Below are 16,603 nucleotides of genomic sequence, written 5' to 3' on the forward strand. Positions count from 1 at the left end.
ATCTGGGTTTTACGTAACGATGGGTTACGTCTGAATTAAAGCCTAACAGGCAATCTCACTTTCAGAAAAGTGGTGGGCCGTGAAGGATTCGAACCTTCGACCAATTGGTTAAAAGCCAACTGCTCTACCAACTGAGCTAACGACCCATCTTGGTTTTATCAACACTAAAGTCTTGATTGGAACAAAAGCCAACTGTCTGTTTTGAACAAGCAACTGAGCTAACGACCCATCTTAAAGCTTTCAGAATAATTGAAGCCTATAAATAGTATTCAATCAATCTGCCATCAAAATAAGTTAATCTAACTCATTCAAATGACCCCAGAACGTCGCTCCGTTCTGAGGGCGCCTATAATACCTTTTTCATTTGCTCATGCAAGCGCAATTTAGCGTTTTTTTGCCGTTTGCACTAAAAACAAACTAAGAGGCTGTTTTTAGGTTAAATTAGGGTTACAACGCAGACAATTGTTGCTGTGCTAAACGTGCCGATGCACTATTTGTGTATTCTTTAAGCACTCGATTGTAAAAAGCAGTTGCGGTAGCTTTATCACCTTCTTTTTCAGCAATCATGCCTAACTTAACTAAACTATCACCACGCTTATTAGAATTAGGGTATTTAGTGACCACTGCATCAAAAGCTTGCTTCGCTTCAGTAAAGGTACCTTTATTAAACAACAGTTGCCCTAACCAATAATTTGCATTTGCTGAATAAGTGGAATCAGGGTATTGCTTAATAAAATCACTAAAAGCAGGAATAGCCTCATCGTACTTACGCTCTTTAAGCACTAAATTCACCGCTTGCTCGTAACTTGCAGTTTCACCTAAGCTAGATGGGCCTGCTGAAGCGGCATTATTTTCAGCAACGGTAACCGTAGTCGCCGCGGCACTAGCTGATAAATTAGCAATTTCTTCATACAACTGACGTTGACGCTGTAACATTTGACTAATTTGATAGTCTTGCTGCTCAGTAATGCCTCGCAAATCTAACACTTCACGTTGCAAAGTATCTAAACGCTGCTGCGCTTCAAATTCCGTTTGTTGTTTTGCTTTAATGATACGCTCGAGACGAGATATACGATCGTCATTTGAACCACCAGCAAGATCTTGCACCGGCGCTGGCGCAGCAGTGGCACCAGCAGCAAAAAACATTGCAGCAAATAAAACAGCATGTTTCATCAATAAACTCCTAAACTGGCCAACAAGTGCTGGCCTTCCTATTACGAAAGTTCAACCGCGATGATTAGTAAACTAAAACACCACGACGGTTTTTAGCAAAACCACTCTCGCTTCGAGAGAAATCTAATGGCTTTTCTTCACCATAACTAACAACACTCATTTGACTTGGTTGTACACCCATACTTTGAAGGTATTTCGCAATAGCTTTAGCGCGTCTTTCACCTAAAGCAATATTGTATTCAGGTGTACCACGCTCATCAGCATGACCTTCAATTAATACACGAAGATTTGGATGCTCAACTAAGTAATTGCCATGAGCTTGAATAATGGCAGCGTTTTCGCTTTGTACTTCACTGCGGTCAAAATCAAAATAAATGATATTTTGAGCGCGTAATTCTTCTTGCTCTACGCGTTGTTGCTCTTCAGGCGTTAAGATTGGTGCAACGCCTCCTGTTTCAACACCACCAGAACCGTATTCACCGCCAGTAGTTGTGGTTGAGCCACTTGTAGAACCACTTGCATCGGTTTCAGATTCTGAAGTTGTGCTACATGCACCTAATGCCATAACAGGTACAACAACTAACATAGCTTTAAACAACTTATTCAGATTCATTGGAAATCCTTATTAATATTATAAAAATGGTGACCAGGCTGGTGATTTAACTTCACCTTGACCTGCGGGTAATCTTGCTTTAAATCGTCCATCCATAGACACCGCAGCGAGCACTTGCTTGCCTTGGTGTGTAGTACCATAAATAACCATGGTGCCATTTGGTGCAATACTTGGCGACTCATCAAGGGTCGTTGATGTCAGCACTTGCATAAAACGGGTTTGCAAGTCCATTCGTGCAATATTGTATTTTCCGTTAGTACGGTTTACAAAAATCATACTGCGACCATCTGGAGTGATCGTGCCACCTAAGTTCCACTCGCCTTCAAAGGTCATACGTGAAATTTTACCTGTGCTGAGTTTCACTTGGTAAATTTGCGGTTTTCCGCCGCGCTCAGAGGTAAAAATAAGTGATTCTCCATCTGGCATCCACGATGCTTCAGTATCGATAGCATAATGATTAGTAATGCGCTTTATCGCTTTACTGGCAATATCGATTACGTAAATTTCAGGCTGACCATCCTTAGATAGTGTCACAGCAAGCTTTTTACCATCTGGTGAGAAACTCGGTGCGCCATTAATACCCTGATGAGAACTGACTTTAGTACGCTCTTGGGTATAAATATCTTGCACAAAGATTTCCGCTTTACGGTTTTCAAAGCTCACATAAGCTAAACGTCTGCCATCTGGTGACCAACTTGGTGACATTAACGGCTCTGGCGAGCGAAGTAACATTTGCTCGTTATAACCATCATAGTCGGCAATCATCAAATGGTAAGGAGATTTTTCACCTTGTTTAACGACAACATAAGCGACTCGACTTAAAAACGCCCCACGAATACCGGTTAGTTTTTCATAAACAATGTCACTAATGCGGTGACCATATTGTCTAAACTGTGCTTCACTGATAACAGTTTCACGGCTCTCAAGCAGTAGTTCACTGTTTTTCATTGGGCCTTTATCAGTTTGTAGCTGGGCTTTGACTAAATCAATCAGATCAAAACTCACCAAATATTGATTATTGCCATAAGGCTTAATTGAGCCCACTAATAACGCTTCAGATGCCGTTGAATTCCACACTTGAGAGGTAAATTCTTTCACAGTGCTGATATTTGCTTGCGGTAAACTGCGCGCATCAAGCGGACTAAATGTGCCACTGCGAGCTAAGTCACTAGTCACCACATCACTGATACGCTCAGGTGCTGGCCCTGTACCTTGCCATACAAACGGCATAACCGCGATAGGTCTTGCAGCATCAACACCTTCAGTAATAACGATATCTAATGCGGCATTCGCACTGCTACTTACAAGAACTACAAATAGTGTTAACCATTTTGCCAAAATCTTCATGTGACCCCTTTAATTAAATTCCGGTGATACGGTTAAATTAATTTCTTTCATTTTGTTATACACATCAGCTTCAGAAGAAACCGGTAACCGCCCTGCTTTATTTATCGCAGCTTTCGCTGCACGACAAACAACTTGATCGCCACTTAATGTTTGACTCGCGGTAACAAAGCCATCTGGCGCTAATCGAATTAACACGCGGCAACTTTTACCACGCATTGACTCATCAACAACCAAATTACGTTGGATAGTTGATTTAATCATCGCGGTATACTTGTTTACCTCAGATACAACCTGTTTATTACGGGTTGCAGATAAGGCAACTTGCTCAGCAGCCATTGCATCTGCCATTTCTTTTTCCTGGCGAGCACGCTCAGCCTCTTCGGCTTTACGTTTACGTTCAGCTTCTTCTTTACGTTTTCTGTCTTCTTCACGCTTTTTAGCAGCTGCAGCTTCTTCACGCTGGCGCTTTTCTTCAGCTTTTTTCTCTGCAGCTATACGCTGCGCTTCTTGCTGTTTACGAAGTTCAGCGGCCTTTTCTGCTTTGGCTTTTTCTGCAGCTTCTTTTTGCTGCGCAGCCTTAGCGGCATTATTGGCTTTTATGGTTTCTTGCTCTTTTTGCTTACGTTGAATTTCAAGCTGCTTAATACGTTCTTGTTCTTTTCGCACTTCTTCTCTAGCTTTGCGCGCTTGCCTATCGATTTCAGCTTGACGTTGTTTTTCTTTTCGCTCGGCATCGCTTCGTTGTTGTTTAAGTTTTTCAGCATGGTCATTAATACGCTGCTGATCAACCACAACGGCCTGAACGATGGGTTCAGATTGAGTTTGTGGTAAATGTTTAGGTTTATCTTCAAAACTAATGCCTAAAGCAAGCACCACGATTACCCCAATATGAATGCCGGCAGAAATAACAACGGGTAAAGTTAATTCAGATTTAACAGCCACCAAACTACTCCTCAGGCGAATCAGTCATTAAGCCCACCGCAGGCACACCCGCACCTTGTAAGCTGACCATGAGTTGAATCACGTTTTCATATGCTATGCGACGATCGGCTTTTACAACTACAGGTCTTTCTGGCTCAAGCTGGATCATTGCACCCACTTGCACTGAAATTTCATCCAATGAGAGTGGATCGTTATTTGATCCGCTGCCCACATTCAGAAAGTATTCACCAAACTCATCAATTGAGGCAACGATAGGCGGTTTGCTTTCTGCCGATAATGGTTCAGCTTTACCTTGAGGTAGTTCCACCTTTACGCCTTGTGAAACAATTGGCGCTGTCACCATAAAAATAATAAGCAGCACCAACATTACGTCGATATAGGGTACAACATTAATTTCGGCAACTGGACGGCGGCGCTTGCGTTGATACATTACACCGATTCCTTCTCGCTGTAGGCTTGGCGTTGTAATATGTTAGAAAATTCTTCCATAAAGTTAACGTGGGCCATTTCAAGTTTTTCTACTTGTGTCGAGAAACGGTTATAGGCAATAACAGCTGGAATAGCAGCAAATAACCCCATAGCTGTCGCGATCAAAGCTTCAGCAATACCCGGCGCTACCATAGTTAAAGTGGCATTTTCTACTGTGCCCAATGCAATAAATGAATTCATAATGCCCCATACTGTACCGAACAGGCCGATATAAGGGCTGGTTGAACCGATTGTGGCTAATAAAGGTAAATGAGTATCAAGCTTTTCAACTTCACGGGATAAACTGACTCGCATAGCCCTTGATGTGCCGTCCATAACAGCTTCAGGAGACTTACTGTTTGCTGAACTCAAGCGAGAGTACTCTTTAAAGCCTGCGACAAATAATGCTTCAAGGCCTGTCAATGATTCACCACGAATTGACAACTCTTTGTAAAGTTTATTCAAATCCACACCAGACCAAAAAGTATCTTCAAATTTTATTGATTTAGCGCGGGCTGAATTGAGCAATTTACGGCGCTGAATGATTACCGCCCACGAGGCAATAGATAAACATAATAAGGTTAGCATCACTAACTTAACGAGAAGACTTGCCTCTAAAAAAAGACCGATAAAAGAAATTTCAGCTTGCACGATTAAACTCCTGCACAATATTGGATGGAATAGCCCTAGGTCTCATTCGAGATAAAGCAATACAAGCGACAACAATAGTGGCTTCACAATAGCTAACACCATTATCATCTAGCAATCGCTGTTTAAATATCAGCGAAGCTTTTTTTAATTCTGTCAGCTCAGATTCAACAATTAAGTTCTGCTCGAATCTTGCTGCAACTTTAAAGTCTAGCTCAGCATGTTTCACCACAAAAGCAATGTCATTAGCTAACAATTCAGTTTGCTTTATTCCCATAGCTTTTAACCACTCTGTGCGAGCACGTTCGAAAAAGTTTAAATAATTCGAATGATAAACAACACCACCAGCATCGGTGTCTTCATAATAAATAGAAATAGGCCATGTAAACATAATTAGCGATTGTGAATTTTGCGTAATAAAAGATGGCTTACTATACCGAGTACCACCACGCTTGTGAACAAAGCGACCTAGCAAAACGGGGATTATTTTAGGGTTTAAGACTTAATTTGGCATTAAAATATGGCTTTTGCAGAGATATTAGCGGCAAATGAATAAAGTTTAATGTTAGCGCCTTTTGCAGTTACATTTAGGTAACATAAAAATTGAGATTAACATCACGAATAGGCTGTAAATCTAGGCCTTTCAAGATAGTAATCTCAACATAAATTATCACTAATGAATTTTAGCGGGAATGGCTAAACCAAAACTGTGCCACAAGAAACTGTATATATCTGCAGCTTCATCAATTTTCATGGCAGTAGGTTTACCAGAGCCATGACCAGCATTGGACTCAATACGCATAATCACCGGCTTGTTTGCTTGTTGATGTTTTTGCATCATAGCTGCAAATTTAAAGCTATGCAGTGGCACAACGCGGTCATCATGATCTGCTGTCATCACCATAGTGGCAGGATAATTCCCAGGTTTGACATTATGATACGGAGAGTAAGCTAATAATGCAGGGAATTGCTCAGCCACATCCGCGCTGCCATATTCACTGACCCAGGCCCAACCTATGGTGAACTTCTGAAACCGTAGCATATCTAGCACACCGACCGCTGGCAGTACTGCGGCAAATAAATCAGGTCGCTGTGTTAATACCGCGCCCATCAATAAACCACCATTACTGCGACCATAAGCGCCTAACTTTGATTTGTTGGTGTAACCATTATCAATCAGGTATTCCGCAGCAGCATAATAGTCATCAAACACATTCTGCTTTTTATCGAACATGCCTGCTTGATGCCAACTTTCGCCATATTCTGCCCCGCCGCGGATATTGGGAACGGCATATATTCCGCCCATATCGAGCCAAGCAATATTTGCAGGGCTAAAACGTGGTGTCATCGAAATCGAAAAGCCACCATAGGCATAGAGCAGTGTTGGGTTGTTGCCATTAAGGGTTACCCCTTTTTTATAAGACACCATCATTGGAATACGGGTGCCATCTTTACTGGTATAAAACACTTGCTCAGAAACGTAGTCATCGGGATTAAACGAAACTTTAGGCTGATTATATAAACTGGTTTCACCGCTTCTAAAATCAAATTTATAAATCGTTTGCGGTTGCACATAGCTATTGAAGGCAAAATAGAAATAATCTTTACTGCGTTTTCCGTATGGTCCTAAAACACGGCCTTTACCTGGAAGCGCAACATCTTGCCTTTTGGTGCCATTTAAACCGTATATCGATACTTTACCTAATACATCATGTAGGTAACTCACTACAAAATGATCATGGACAATCGCAATATCGTTAATGGGATCGCTAGACTCAGGGATAATGGTTTGCCAATGGGCTTTTTCTGGACGATTAATATTTATCTCAATAACTTTTCCATTTGGCGCATCTAAATCTGTCTTAAAATAGAAATGCTCTTCATCATTACCAAGGAAAACATATTGAGCTTCTAAATCGGTGATTAACTCAACCACTTCAGCATCAGCAGATTGCAGTGACTTATAGAAGAACCGATTGCGGCTATCAGTGCCTTGAGAGACAGTTAATAATAAGTAGTCGCCCTTTTCGGTTATTTCAGCCCCAAAGCCCCAATCTTTGTTTTGTGGGCGCTCATAAATAAGTATATCTTCAGCTTGCTGGGTACCAATTTTGTGGTAATACACTTTTTGATTAAAATTGACATCAGCAAGTGCATCGCCACCGGCTGGTGCATCATAGCGAGAATAATAAACACCTTGGTTATTGGCGTCCCACGTGGCGGTTGAAAACTTAATCCACTGCAGTTTATCGGCCAGCGCTGCGCCTGAGGCAATATCAATGAACTGCCACTGCTGCCAGTCAGATCCAGATTTTGAAACGCCGTAGGCCAGTGTTTTACCGTCATTACTGACCGAAACACCAGATAGCGCAACGGTACCGTTTTCAGAAAGTGTATTGGGGTTAAGTAATTCTTTGGTATTGCCAGCTTTATCAGTTACATACAACACAGACTGTGACTGCAACCCGTCATTTTGATAGAAAAAAGTATTTGAGCCATTTTCAAATGGCGCTGACACTTTCTCAAAATTCCATAATGCTGTAATGCGATCAACCACAGCTTGCTTGTTGTTAATGTTATTTAAATACTGGCTACCAAAATCTTGTTGTTGTTTAACCCACTGTTCAGTTTCTGGTGTATTTTGCTCTAAATGTCTGAAAGGATCGGCAACACTCACACCGTGTAGTGTTTCAACCAAATCTTGTTCGACTGTATTTGGATAAGAATATTTAGTGGTACTTGTGACTTGTTCTACCGTAGAGTCTGGTGCGTGTTGACAAGCAGTAAGTGCAGTTCCAAGGACAATGGAGAGTAGTGAACCCTGTAATAAGGGCATTTTTATTATCATTTTAAGCAACCTTTTTTTGCATTGTGGCTTCATGCCTGAAAGTAATATACCTCAAAATATAATTATTGCGAAAATCTGTATTTATTTAGGGATTACAAGACTATTTCATAGGCTTATCACAAGATAATTTCGAATAAAAATAATTAGCCAGGTACTTTAATTGAATAACTTAACAATTGATTATCATCCAATACCGCACACTTTCGACTAAATATGCACGCCAGATGATTATTCATTTACTTATAGCGCTATTACTTCATAAATGGGTGCTTAAACGCTAAAGCTCAACCTAAAGTCACATTAGTTTTTTTAATCCGAAGTCGAAATTTTTCTAGTTTGTCAGCTTAGAGCAAAGTCTCTAATATACGCCTTGTTTTCAGGACATAGCTTATTAAGTTGACATAGCTTACTGAGTTATAGAAAACCAAGAACTTCTAGTTGATGTATCCCAATACCTCAACTTACCCCTGGTTCTTATGCTTGACTTCCTTCCTTGAATTTGTGAATACAAATTGTTTGCCCGCTTACTTTAAGCGGGTATTTTTTTGCCTATTTTTCGAGAATAATACAGAAATAGTAGAGACAAAAAAGGCCTAATCACCCGACTAAGCCAATTAGAAAATTTATCATCTGTAGGTTAAATCGTTTTAGAAATTTTAATCACTACTCGACGGTTACGATCTCTTTCTTCAGAGAGTTGATTCGATGCAACATGGCGTCTTTCACCGTGACCGGTTTTATGGATTCTGCTTTGCTCAATGCCACTGGCAACTAATAAATCAGCCACAGAATCGGCCCGTCTATCCGATACCCTTTGGTTAACCGAACGCCCACCATAACTATCGGTATAAGCGTCAACAAACACTAGCTCAACATCAGAGTCATAAGATAAGTATTCCTGCACTCGGTTTAATTGAAGCTTAGAGAAACGGGTTAATGCGGTGCCGCCTGCTTCATAGTTAAGTACAGTAAATGCGATATCGTCAAAACTATAAGGTAATAGCGTAGCCAAACAAGAACGGAATTGACGATATTCACCACCAAAATTAGCTGCTGATAACCCTACCGCGACTTTATCAGTGCGGTTATACCAATCAGCATAATAAAAAGTCGGCTGCATGCCTTTACTTAATTCAGTCAGCATCGACCAAGCTGCTTTACGTGGCACTTCACCGTTAAACTGCTTATGGTAAGTTAAGGTGGTGATCTCTTTTGCATTAACGCCTGGGCGCCATTGGGGCGCTTTACTTATCAGTTGCGCCTCGGTGATTTGATCGGGTTTATTCCACATATCAAGACTAAAGTTCAAATTTAAGTCTTTACCAGCACGACTAGTGAAAATAGCTTTGCCGTATGCAGGGATGTCATGTTCAAGCCGACACTCTATCGGGCTATTTTCGCTTAGGCGCCACATAGAGTCATCAAGAGTCGCAACATATTGTTGTAAATCAGCTTGTGCTGAAGATACAAAACAAAAACTGCTTACTAAAAGTAATTTACGCCACATAAAAACATCCCGATTGCTGATCACATATTTTTTATCGGCAGTATTTAATTTTCCTTTAGCAGAATTATTCGCCGATCAAACATGACACCGAGGCGCACTTTTAGCATAATAGCCGCCAGAATGAAGAATGAGGTTTTTAATGAGCGATATCTGCGACGCAAACAAATTCAAACACCGCTTTAGAGGTTACTTCCCTGTAGTTATCGATGTCGAGACTGCGGGATTTAATGCTGCAACTGATGCGTTGCTAGAAATAGCTGTCACCACCCTTAAAATGAATGATGATGGCGTAATCGAATTGGATAAAACCATTCACTTTCATATCGAGCCTTTTGAAGGTGCCAATCTTGAACCAGAAGCCTTAGCATTTAATGGGATTGATCCAACCAATCCATTACGTGGTGCTATTGACGAAAAACAAGCATTTCTAGAAATATTCAAGATGGTTAAAAAAGCGCAAAAAGCTGCTGACTGTCATCGCTGTATTATCGTTGCCCATAATGCAGCATTTGATATTGGCTTTGTAAATAAAGCCATTGAGCGAAATGATTTAAAACGGTCGCCATTCCACCCTTTTGCGACCTTTGACACCGCAACTCTTGCAGGTCTTGCTATTGGTCATACGGTATTAGCCAAAGCCTGTAAAATGGCCGGCATTGATTTTGATAATAAAGAAGCGCATTCCGCCTTATATGATACTGAACGTACTGCTGAACTTTTTTGCTATATCGTCAATCGATGGAAAGCGTTAGGTGGCTGGCCTATGCCAGTTGCAGAAGACACTGAAGATTCTTCTGCAGAGCTTGATACCAGTGCTGTGACTGCGATAACACCTACAGCTCAGTAGTCATGCATGTTAGCTGTTTGCAAAAATATAACAGCTTTAAAAAAGAGAAACTGTGGACTAATTAAGTCCCAATAACAAAAAAGCTGCCATTGGGCAGCTTTTTTAGATCTAACTAGCTAATTACTTAAAGCTGGTCAGAATTATCTTTTAAGTAAGAAGCAACACCTTCAGTGGTTGCAGTCATACCCTTGTCGCCTTTTTCCCAACCAGCAGGACAAACTTCACCGTGCTCTTCGTGGAATTGTAATGCATCGATCATACGTAGCATTTCATCAACGTTACGGCCTAGTGGTAGATCGTTAACAACTTGATGGCGGACTTGACCTTCTTTGTCGATTAAGAAAGACGCACGGAAAGCAACACCAGCTTCTGGATGCTCAACATCGTAAGCTTTACAGATTTCATGCTTAACGTCAGCAACTAACGTGTAGTTAACTTCACCAATACCGCCTTTATCTACTGAAGTATTTCTCCAAGCGTTGTGTGAGAACTGAGAGTCAATTGAAACACCAATAACTTCAACACCGCGTTTAGTGAATTCTTCAATACGGTGATCAAATGCGATCAACTCAGAAGGACACACGAAAGTGAAATCAAGTGGGTAAAAGAAAACAACAGCTTGCTTACCTTTAATAGCAGTCGCTAGGTTGAAGCTATCAACGATTTCACCAGTACCAAGAACCGCAGCGGCAGTAAAATCTGGGGCCGGACGGCCTACTAATACGCTCATTTTATATCTCCATCTATGGATTGAAAAAAATTTAAAACAATGCCTGTTAATCTGGATGGCATTATACCCGAACTGCAGCAATATGCGAGATAGCTCGCATTAATGCATACCTAAATAGATATATTGTTCTCATATTTGAGCTATACCTTACCCGTTATTGATAAAAGAGATAAGCCCTTTATGCTGAAAAGTATTTCAGCTGCTGATAAATGCTCCATATTAAAAAGATTCTGTGACATGAAGAATAAAAATAACATCCTCACAAGCCTTGTTACAAGAATCATAAACCCCAATCACAAGCAGGCAAAACATTTAAACTCGTTAGAGATAAACTGGACATGTATACCTATACAGATAAGAATAAGCTCAGAATAATTATCTAAAACACAACTCAATAAGAATTAATTAATATGAATGCCGTCGTAATTGCTGTCACCTTAATGCTCGCATTAAGTCTTATGCGTGTGAATGTTGTCATCGCGCTCACCATTAGTGCCCTCGCGGCTGGCCTATTTGGTGGATTAGATATACATCAAACCATCACCGCTTTTAATAATGGTCTCGGTGGCGGAGCACAAATTGCGTTAAGTTATGCACTTTTAGGTGCCTTTGCTGCTGCGCTATCACACTCAGGTTTAACCACGCTCATTTCCCACAACATCATTAAAAAAGTGGGAAAAGAACCAAACAGCACCAATACCTTAGTGGTTCGTTGGTTGATCTTAGCGTCAATATTAATCATGGCCATTAGCTCGCAAAATATTTTACCTATTCATATCGCCTTTATTCCCATTTTAATTCCGCCACTATTACATGTATTAAGTAAGCTCAACATTGATCGCCGCTTAGTGGCTTGTATCATCACTTTTGGCTTAGTTACCACCTACATGATTTTACCCATTGGTTTTGGTGGTATTTTCTTAAATGACATCTTGTTAGCTAATTTAAACAATAACGGCCTTGGCGCTGTTAAAGAGCAAATTCCAATGGCAATGATGCTACCCGCTCTTGGAATGATCACTGGCTTATTAATAGCGGTATTTATCACTTACCGTAAACCACGCCAGTATGAAATTAAAGATGTCGAGTCCACAGAAAAAACAGTGAGTATCAACAAGAAAACTATCGTGATTTCTTTATTCGCCATTTTTGCAACCTTAGTGGTGCAGCTACAAACTGATTCAATGATTTTTGGCGCCTTGACGGGCTTTCTCATTTTCCGCTTCTCAGGCATTATCAAAGCGGATGTGAGGCAAGATATGTTTAACCAAGGCGTGCTAATGATGGCCAATATCGGCTTCATCATGATTGCAGCTGCAGGTTTTGCTGCTGTGGTAAAATCAACAGGTGAAGTCAGCACCCTAGTGACTTCATTAGGCGACATCATTGGCGATAATAAAGCGCTTGCCGCACTATTGATGCTTGTTGTCGGCTTATTAATTACCATGGGGATTGGCTCTTCTTTCTCTACCATCCCAATTATTGCTACGATTTATGTTCCATTAGCAATGACATTTGGCTTTTCAGTGGCGGCTACAATCGCCTTGGTGGGCACAGCCGCTGCATTAGGTGATGCGGGCTCTCCTGCATCGGACTCAACCTTAGGCCCAACAGCAGGCTTGAATGCTGATGGCCAGCACGATCATATTCGTGACAGTGTTATCCCAACCTTTATTCATTACAACATTCCGTTAATCGCATTTGGTTGGATTGCTGCGATGGTTTTGTAGTTAATAAAATAAGCAATAAAAAGGGAGCCAATTGGCTCCCTTTTTATTGCTTAACAATGTTAGTAACAGAGGTTAGTTACTTAGTACCAAATATCTTATCACCAGCATCACCTAAACCAGGTAAAATATAACCTTGCTCATTTAGGCAGTCATCAATAGCGGCAGTGTATAATTCAATATCAGGATGGGCAGCTTCTAGTGCTTTAATACCTTCAGGGGCCGCCACAAGCACTAATGCTTTAATAGACACACAGCCACGGCTTTTTAGTAAATCGATAGTCGCAATCATTGAGCCACCAGTAGCAAGCATTGGATCAACCACAATGGCAACACGCTCATCAACATTACTGACTAACTTGTCAAAATATGGCACTGGCTCAAGTGTTTCTTCATCACGGTAAATACCCACAACTGAAATTTTAGCGCTAGGCATATGCTCTAAGACACCATCCATCATGCCAAGACCAGCACGCAGAATAGGTACCACTGTCACCTTTTTACCTTTTATTTGCTCAATTTCAACAGGGCCGTTCCAGCCAGGGATGGTTACTTTTTCAGTTTCAAAATCAGAAGTGGCTTCATAAGTTAATAAACTACCGACTTCAGTAGCAAGCTCACGAAATCTTTTAGTACTAATATCAGCTTCACGCATTAAACCCACTTTATGGCGGATTAGCGGGTGTTTAACTTCAACGACTTTCATTTTTGCACTCCTATTGATGAGATATTTTTCGCAAATTCTTCAAATTTTAGTTTATTTATCCTCATTAGAAAACATAAAGTTTCATATTTGCAAACAATCTCACGCTAAAACAATAAAACTATTACAGAAAACTGTTTTCATGGGCGCATAAATCCAAATGATGGCTTTCGACGACGATCACAAGCTGTTAGAATATCGCCGCATAAAATCCCATAAAACGATGTACCCTAGAGGATCCTCCGTGACTACTCCTACACCACTTAGTTACAAAGACGCTGGCGTTGATATCGATGCTGGTAATGCATTAGTAGATAACATTAAAACTGCAGTAAAACGCACTCATCGTCCTGAAGTTATGGGCAATTTAGGTGGTTTTGGCGCGCTATGCGAGCTACCAACTAAATATAAACACCCTGTATTAGTTTCTGGTACTGACGGTGTTGGTACAAAACTGCGTTTAGCCATTGATTACAAAAAGCATGACACTGTCGGTGTTGATTTAGTTGCTATGTGTGTTAATGACCTAATCGTATCTGGTGCAGAGCCTTTATTCTTCCTTGATTACTACGCAACAGGCAAGCTTGATGTCGAAACAGCAACTTCAGTTGTTAATGGCATTGCAGAAGGCTGTTTTCAGTCTGGTTGTGCATTAATCGGTGGTGAAACTGCTGAAATGCCAGGTATGTACGAAGGTGAAGATTACGATTTAGCAGGCTTTTGTGTTGGCGTTGCTGAAAAAGAAAACCTCATCGATGGTACTAAAGTAAAATCAGGCGATGCGTTAATTGCTCTGGGTTCTACTGGTCCTCATTCAAATGGATATTCTTTAATTCGTAAAGTACTTGAAGTAAGCAAAGCGGATCCTAAGCAAGATTTAGCCGGTAAGCCGCTAATCGATCATCTGTTAGAACCAACAAGAATTTATGTTAAGCCGCTTTTAAAGCTGCTTGAACAAACAGAAGTGCATGCCATGGCTCATATCACTGGCGGTGGCTTCTGGGAAAATATTCCTCGTGTACTGCCAAACGATTGCAAAGCAGTTGTCAAAGGTGATTCTTGGCAGTGGCCTGTGGTTTTCGATTGGTTAATGGAAAACGGCAACATTGAACAATTTGAAATGTACCGCACCTTTAACTGCGGTGTAGGCATGATAATCGCCTTACCAGCAGAGCAAGTTGATGCCGCATTAACCTTGCTACAAGCTGAAGGTGAAAACGCTTGGTTAATCGGTGAAATTGCAACTCGTCAAGGCGACGAAGAGCAAGTGGAGATTAACTAGATGACTGATTGCTGTCGTGTTTTAGTACTCATCTCAGGTAATGGCAGTAATTTACAAGCCATTATTGATGGTTGCGATGACAATGTCAGTGCTGAGGTAGTCGGCGTAATTAGTAACAAGCCTGATGCCTATGGATTAATCCGTGCGCATCAGAGTGAAATTGATACTAGCTGCGTTATTGCACGCAAAGATGAAACTCGAGTCCAATATGATCAACGCCTGAAGCAAGCCATCGAGAAATATCAACCTGACTTAATTGTACTTGCTGGCTTTATGCGGATTTTATCTGATGAATTTGTTAGCCAATATCTGGGAAAGATGATCAACATCCATCCCTCTTTATTGCCTAAATACACTGGATTAAATACCCATCAAAGAGCCATAGATGCCAAAGATGCTGAACATGGCGCCAGTGTGCACTTTGTTATTCCGCAGCTTGACGCTGGGCCTGTGATTTTGCAGGCTAAAGTACCGGTTTATGAAGAAGATGATGTTGATACGCTTGCAGCACGTGTACATGAACAAGAGCATGCTATTTACCCACTGGTCGTTAAGTGGTTCAGCTTACAGCGTTTAAAAATGGTGGATAACATCGCCTATTTAGATGATAAAGTGATTGGCGTGCATGGTTACGCACCAGACTAAATCACGTTAACTTGCTATCAGCTTCAAATAAAAAATCTCGCATTCGCGAGATTTTTTTGTTTGAACACAGCTTATGCCCCCTTCAAGTTCAAAACTAGCGAACAGGTAACGTCATGCCTGCAAACATTTCATCAATCAATTGCTGATCACGTAACGCAACCGCTTTTTCTACCACATCACGGGTGAGATGCGGGGCGAAGTTATACATAAAGTCATACATGTAACTTCTTAAAAAGCTGCCACGTCTAAAGCCTATTTTAGTGGTGCTGTGGGCAAATAAATGACTTGCGTCAATGGCAACCAAGTCTTTATCAATAATTGGGTCAATGGCCATAGAAGCAATAACACCCACACCTAGGCCTAATCTGACATAGGTTTTTAGCACGTCAGCGCTCGTAGCACTAAATACCACTCTGGGCTCAAGTTCGGCTTTATTAAATGATTTTTCTATTTCTGAGGCTTTATCAAAGCCAAACACATAAGTCACTAACGGAAATTCAGCTAAATCTTCAATGGTTAATGTTTTACGATTGGCCAACGGATGATCTTTGGTCACCACCACAGAACGGTTCCAATGGTAACAAGGCAACATAATTAAGTCTGAATACAGATGCATAGCTTCAGTTGCAATGGCAAAGTCGGCATCACCGCGAGCAGCTTGTTCACTGATTTGCGATGGCGTACCTTGGTGCATATGTAAGTTAACTTTCGGATAGCGCTTAATAAAAGGCTTAATCACTTGCGGTAAAGCGTAACGGGCCTGAGTATCTGTCGTTGCGATATTCAGCTCGCCTTGGTTAGGCTGGGTATATTCTTCTGATACTTTTTTAATGCTTTCAACTTTACCCAAAATGTCATTAGAAATATCAATGACCATTTGGCCTGCTGGGGTCACATGTGTAAGATGTTTACCACTGCGACCAAAGATTTGGATCCCTAACTCATCTTCTAGCATCCGTACTTGTTTGCTGATCCCCGGCTGAGAAGTATAAAGGTCTTCAGCGGTAGCCGAGACATTTAAATTATGTTTTACCACTTCGGCAATATATCTTAGTTGCTGTAATTTCATGTTACGACCTTCACCCTTGCCAATCACATATTATTTTAACCTTATAGCTAAATG

The 16,603-nt window shown here is 41.0% G+C and carries 16 protein-coding genes and 1 tRNA gene; 4 read left to right on the top strand and 13 right to left on the bottom strand.

What is annotated here, in order from left to right; genetic code table 11:
- Positions 1-70 precede the first annotated feature (70 nt).
- The 10 genes from Q4557_RS17335 to Q4557_RS17380 all read right to left on the bottom strand — a co-directional run bounded on the left by Q4557_RS17335 (position 71) and on the right by Q4557_RS17380 (position 9,546).
- Positions 71-146, bottom strand: a tRNA-Lys gene (locus Q4557_RS17335).
- Positions 147-447: 301 nt separating this feature from the next.
- Positions 448-1,173, bottom strand: coding sequence for a tol-pal system protein YbgF (ybgF, locus tag Q4557_RS17340; RefSeq protein WP_303414262.1), 726 nt, complete (start codon positions 1,171-1,173; stop codon positions 448-450).
- A gap of 64 nt (positions 1,174-1,237) precedes the next feature.
- Complete coding sequence (gene pal, locus Q4557_RS17345) at positions 1,238-1,786, bottom strand: peptidoglycan-associated lipoprotein Pal (RefSeq protein ID WP_303414265.1); 549 nt, start codon at positions 1,784-1,786, stop codon at positions 1,238-1,240.
- Between the two features lie 18 nt (positions 1,787-1,804).
- Positions 1,805-3,133, bottom strand: coding sequence for a Tol-Pal system beta propeller repeat protein TolB (tolB, locus tag Q4557_RS17350; RefSeq protein ID WP_102476132.1), 1,329 nt, complete (start codon positions 3,131-3,133; stop codon positions 1,805-1,807).
- Positions 3,134-3,142: 9 nt separating this feature from the next.
- Complete coding sequence (gene tolA / locus Q4557_RS17355; RefSeq protein WP_102436501.1) at positions 3,143-4,075, bottom strand: cell envelope integrity protein TolA; 933 nt, start codon at positions 4,073-4,075, stop codon at positions 3,143-3,145.
- A gap of 4 nt (positions 4,076-4,079) precedes the next feature.
- The gene (tolR, locus tag Q4557_RS17360) at positions 4,080-4,514 is read right to left on the bottom strand and encodes a protein TolR (RefSeq protein WP_102436497.1); all 435 of its coding nucleotides are present in this window, start codon (positions 4,512-4,514) and stop codon (positions 4,080-4,082) included.
- Positions 4,505-5,194, bottom strand: coding sequence for a protein TolQ (tolQ, locus tag Q4557_RS17365; protein ID WP_076536823.1), 690 nt, complete (start codon positions 5,192-5,194; stop codon positions 4,505-4,507). The genes tolR and tolQ overlap by 10 nt, the downstream gene beginning before the upstream one ends.
- Complete coding sequence (gene ybgC / locus Q4557_RS17370; protein WP_102440503.1) at positions 5,184-5,585, bottom strand: tol-pal system-associated acyl-CoA thioesterase; 402 nt, start codon at positions 5,583-5,585, stop codon at positions 5,184-5,186. The genes tolQ and ybgC overlap by 11 nt, the downstream gene beginning before the upstream one ends.
- 279 nt (positions 5,586-5,864) lie before the next feature.
- Positions 5,865-8,039, bottom strand: a complete 2,175-nt coding sequence (locus tag Q4557_RS17375; RefSeq protein ID WP_102476131.1) for a prolyl oligopeptidase family protein — start codon at positions 8,037-8,039, stop codon at positions 5,865-5,867.
- A gap of 637 nt (positions 8,040-8,676) precedes the next feature.
- Positions 8,677-9,546 carry an OmpA family protein gene (locus tag Q4557_RS17380; protein ID WP_303414269.1) on the bottom strand — a complete coding sequence of 290 codons (870 nt, stop codon included), beginning with the start codon at positions 9,544-9,546 and terminating at the stop codon, positions 8,677-8,679.
- 139 nt (positions 9,547-9,685) lie between these two features.
- On the opposite strand from Q4557_RS17380, the gene rnt reads away from it, so the two are divergent.
- Positions 9,686-10,393, top strand: coding sequence for a ribonuclease T (gene rnt, locus Q4557_RS17385; protein WP_102440500.1), 708 nt, complete (start codon positions 9,686-9,688; stop codon positions 10,391-10,393).
- Between the two features lie 124 nt (positions 10,394-10,517).
- Here rnt and Q4557_RS17390 read toward each other — a convergent pair whose 3' ends face one another.
- A complete protein-coding gene (locus Q4557_RS17390) occupies positions 10,518-11,123 on the bottom strand; it encodes a peroxiredoxin (protein WP_102440499.1) in 606 nt (201 codons plus the stop codon).
- Between the two features lie 410 nt (positions 11,124-11,533).
- Here Q4557_RS17390 and Q4557_RS17395 point away from each other — a divergent pair, with 410 nt between their 5' ends.
- Positions 11,534-12,853 carry a Na+/H+ antiporter family protein gene (locus Q4557_RS17395; protein WP_102476130.1) on the top strand — a complete coding sequence of 440 codons (1,320 nt, stop codon included), beginning with the start codon at positions 11,534-11,536 and terminating at the stop codon, positions 12,851-12,853.
- A 76-nt stretch (positions 12,854-12,929) separates the two neighbouring features.
- Here the strand turns inward: Q4557_RS17395 and upp are convergent, their stop codons facing one another.
- Positions 12,930-13,556: a uracil phosphoribosyltransferase gene (upp, locus tag Q4557_RS17400; RefSeq protein ID WP_076536836.1), complete on the bottom strand. Its 627-nt coding sequence runs from the start codon at positions 13,554-13,556 to the stop codon at positions 12,930-12,932.
- A gap of 241 nt (positions 13,557-13,797) precedes the next feature.
- Between upp and purM the strand changes: the two genes are divergently transcribed.
- Both purM and purN read left to right on the top strand, forming a co-directional pair.
- Positions 13,798-14,835, top strand: coding sequence for a phosphoribosylformylglycinamidine cyclo-ligase (purM, locus tag Q4557_RS17405; RefSeq protein ID WP_102440497.1), 1,038 nt, complete (start codon positions 13,798-13,800; stop codon positions 14,833-14,835).
- Positions 14,836-15,480, top strand: a complete 645-nt coding sequence (gene purN / locus Q4557_RS17410; protein ID WP_303414276.1) for a phosphoribosylglycinamide formyltransferase — start codon at positions 14,836-14,838, stop codon at positions 15,478-15,480.
- Positions 15,481-15,574: 94 nt separating this feature from the next.
- Here the strand turns inward: purN and cysB are convergent, their stop codons facing one another.
- A complete protein-coding gene (gene cysB, locus Q4557_RS17415; RefSeq protein ID WP_102440502.1) occupies positions 15,575-16,549 on the bottom strand; it encodes an HTH-type transcriptional regulator CysB in 975 nt (324 codons plus the stop codon).
- Positions 16,550-16,603 lie beyond the last annotated feature (54 nt).

The sequence above is a fragment of the Shewanella sp. 5_MG-2023 genome, from assembly GCF_030547465.1.
GTDB lineage: Bacteria > Pseudomonadota > Gammaproteobacteria > Enterobacterales > Shewanellaceae > Shewanella.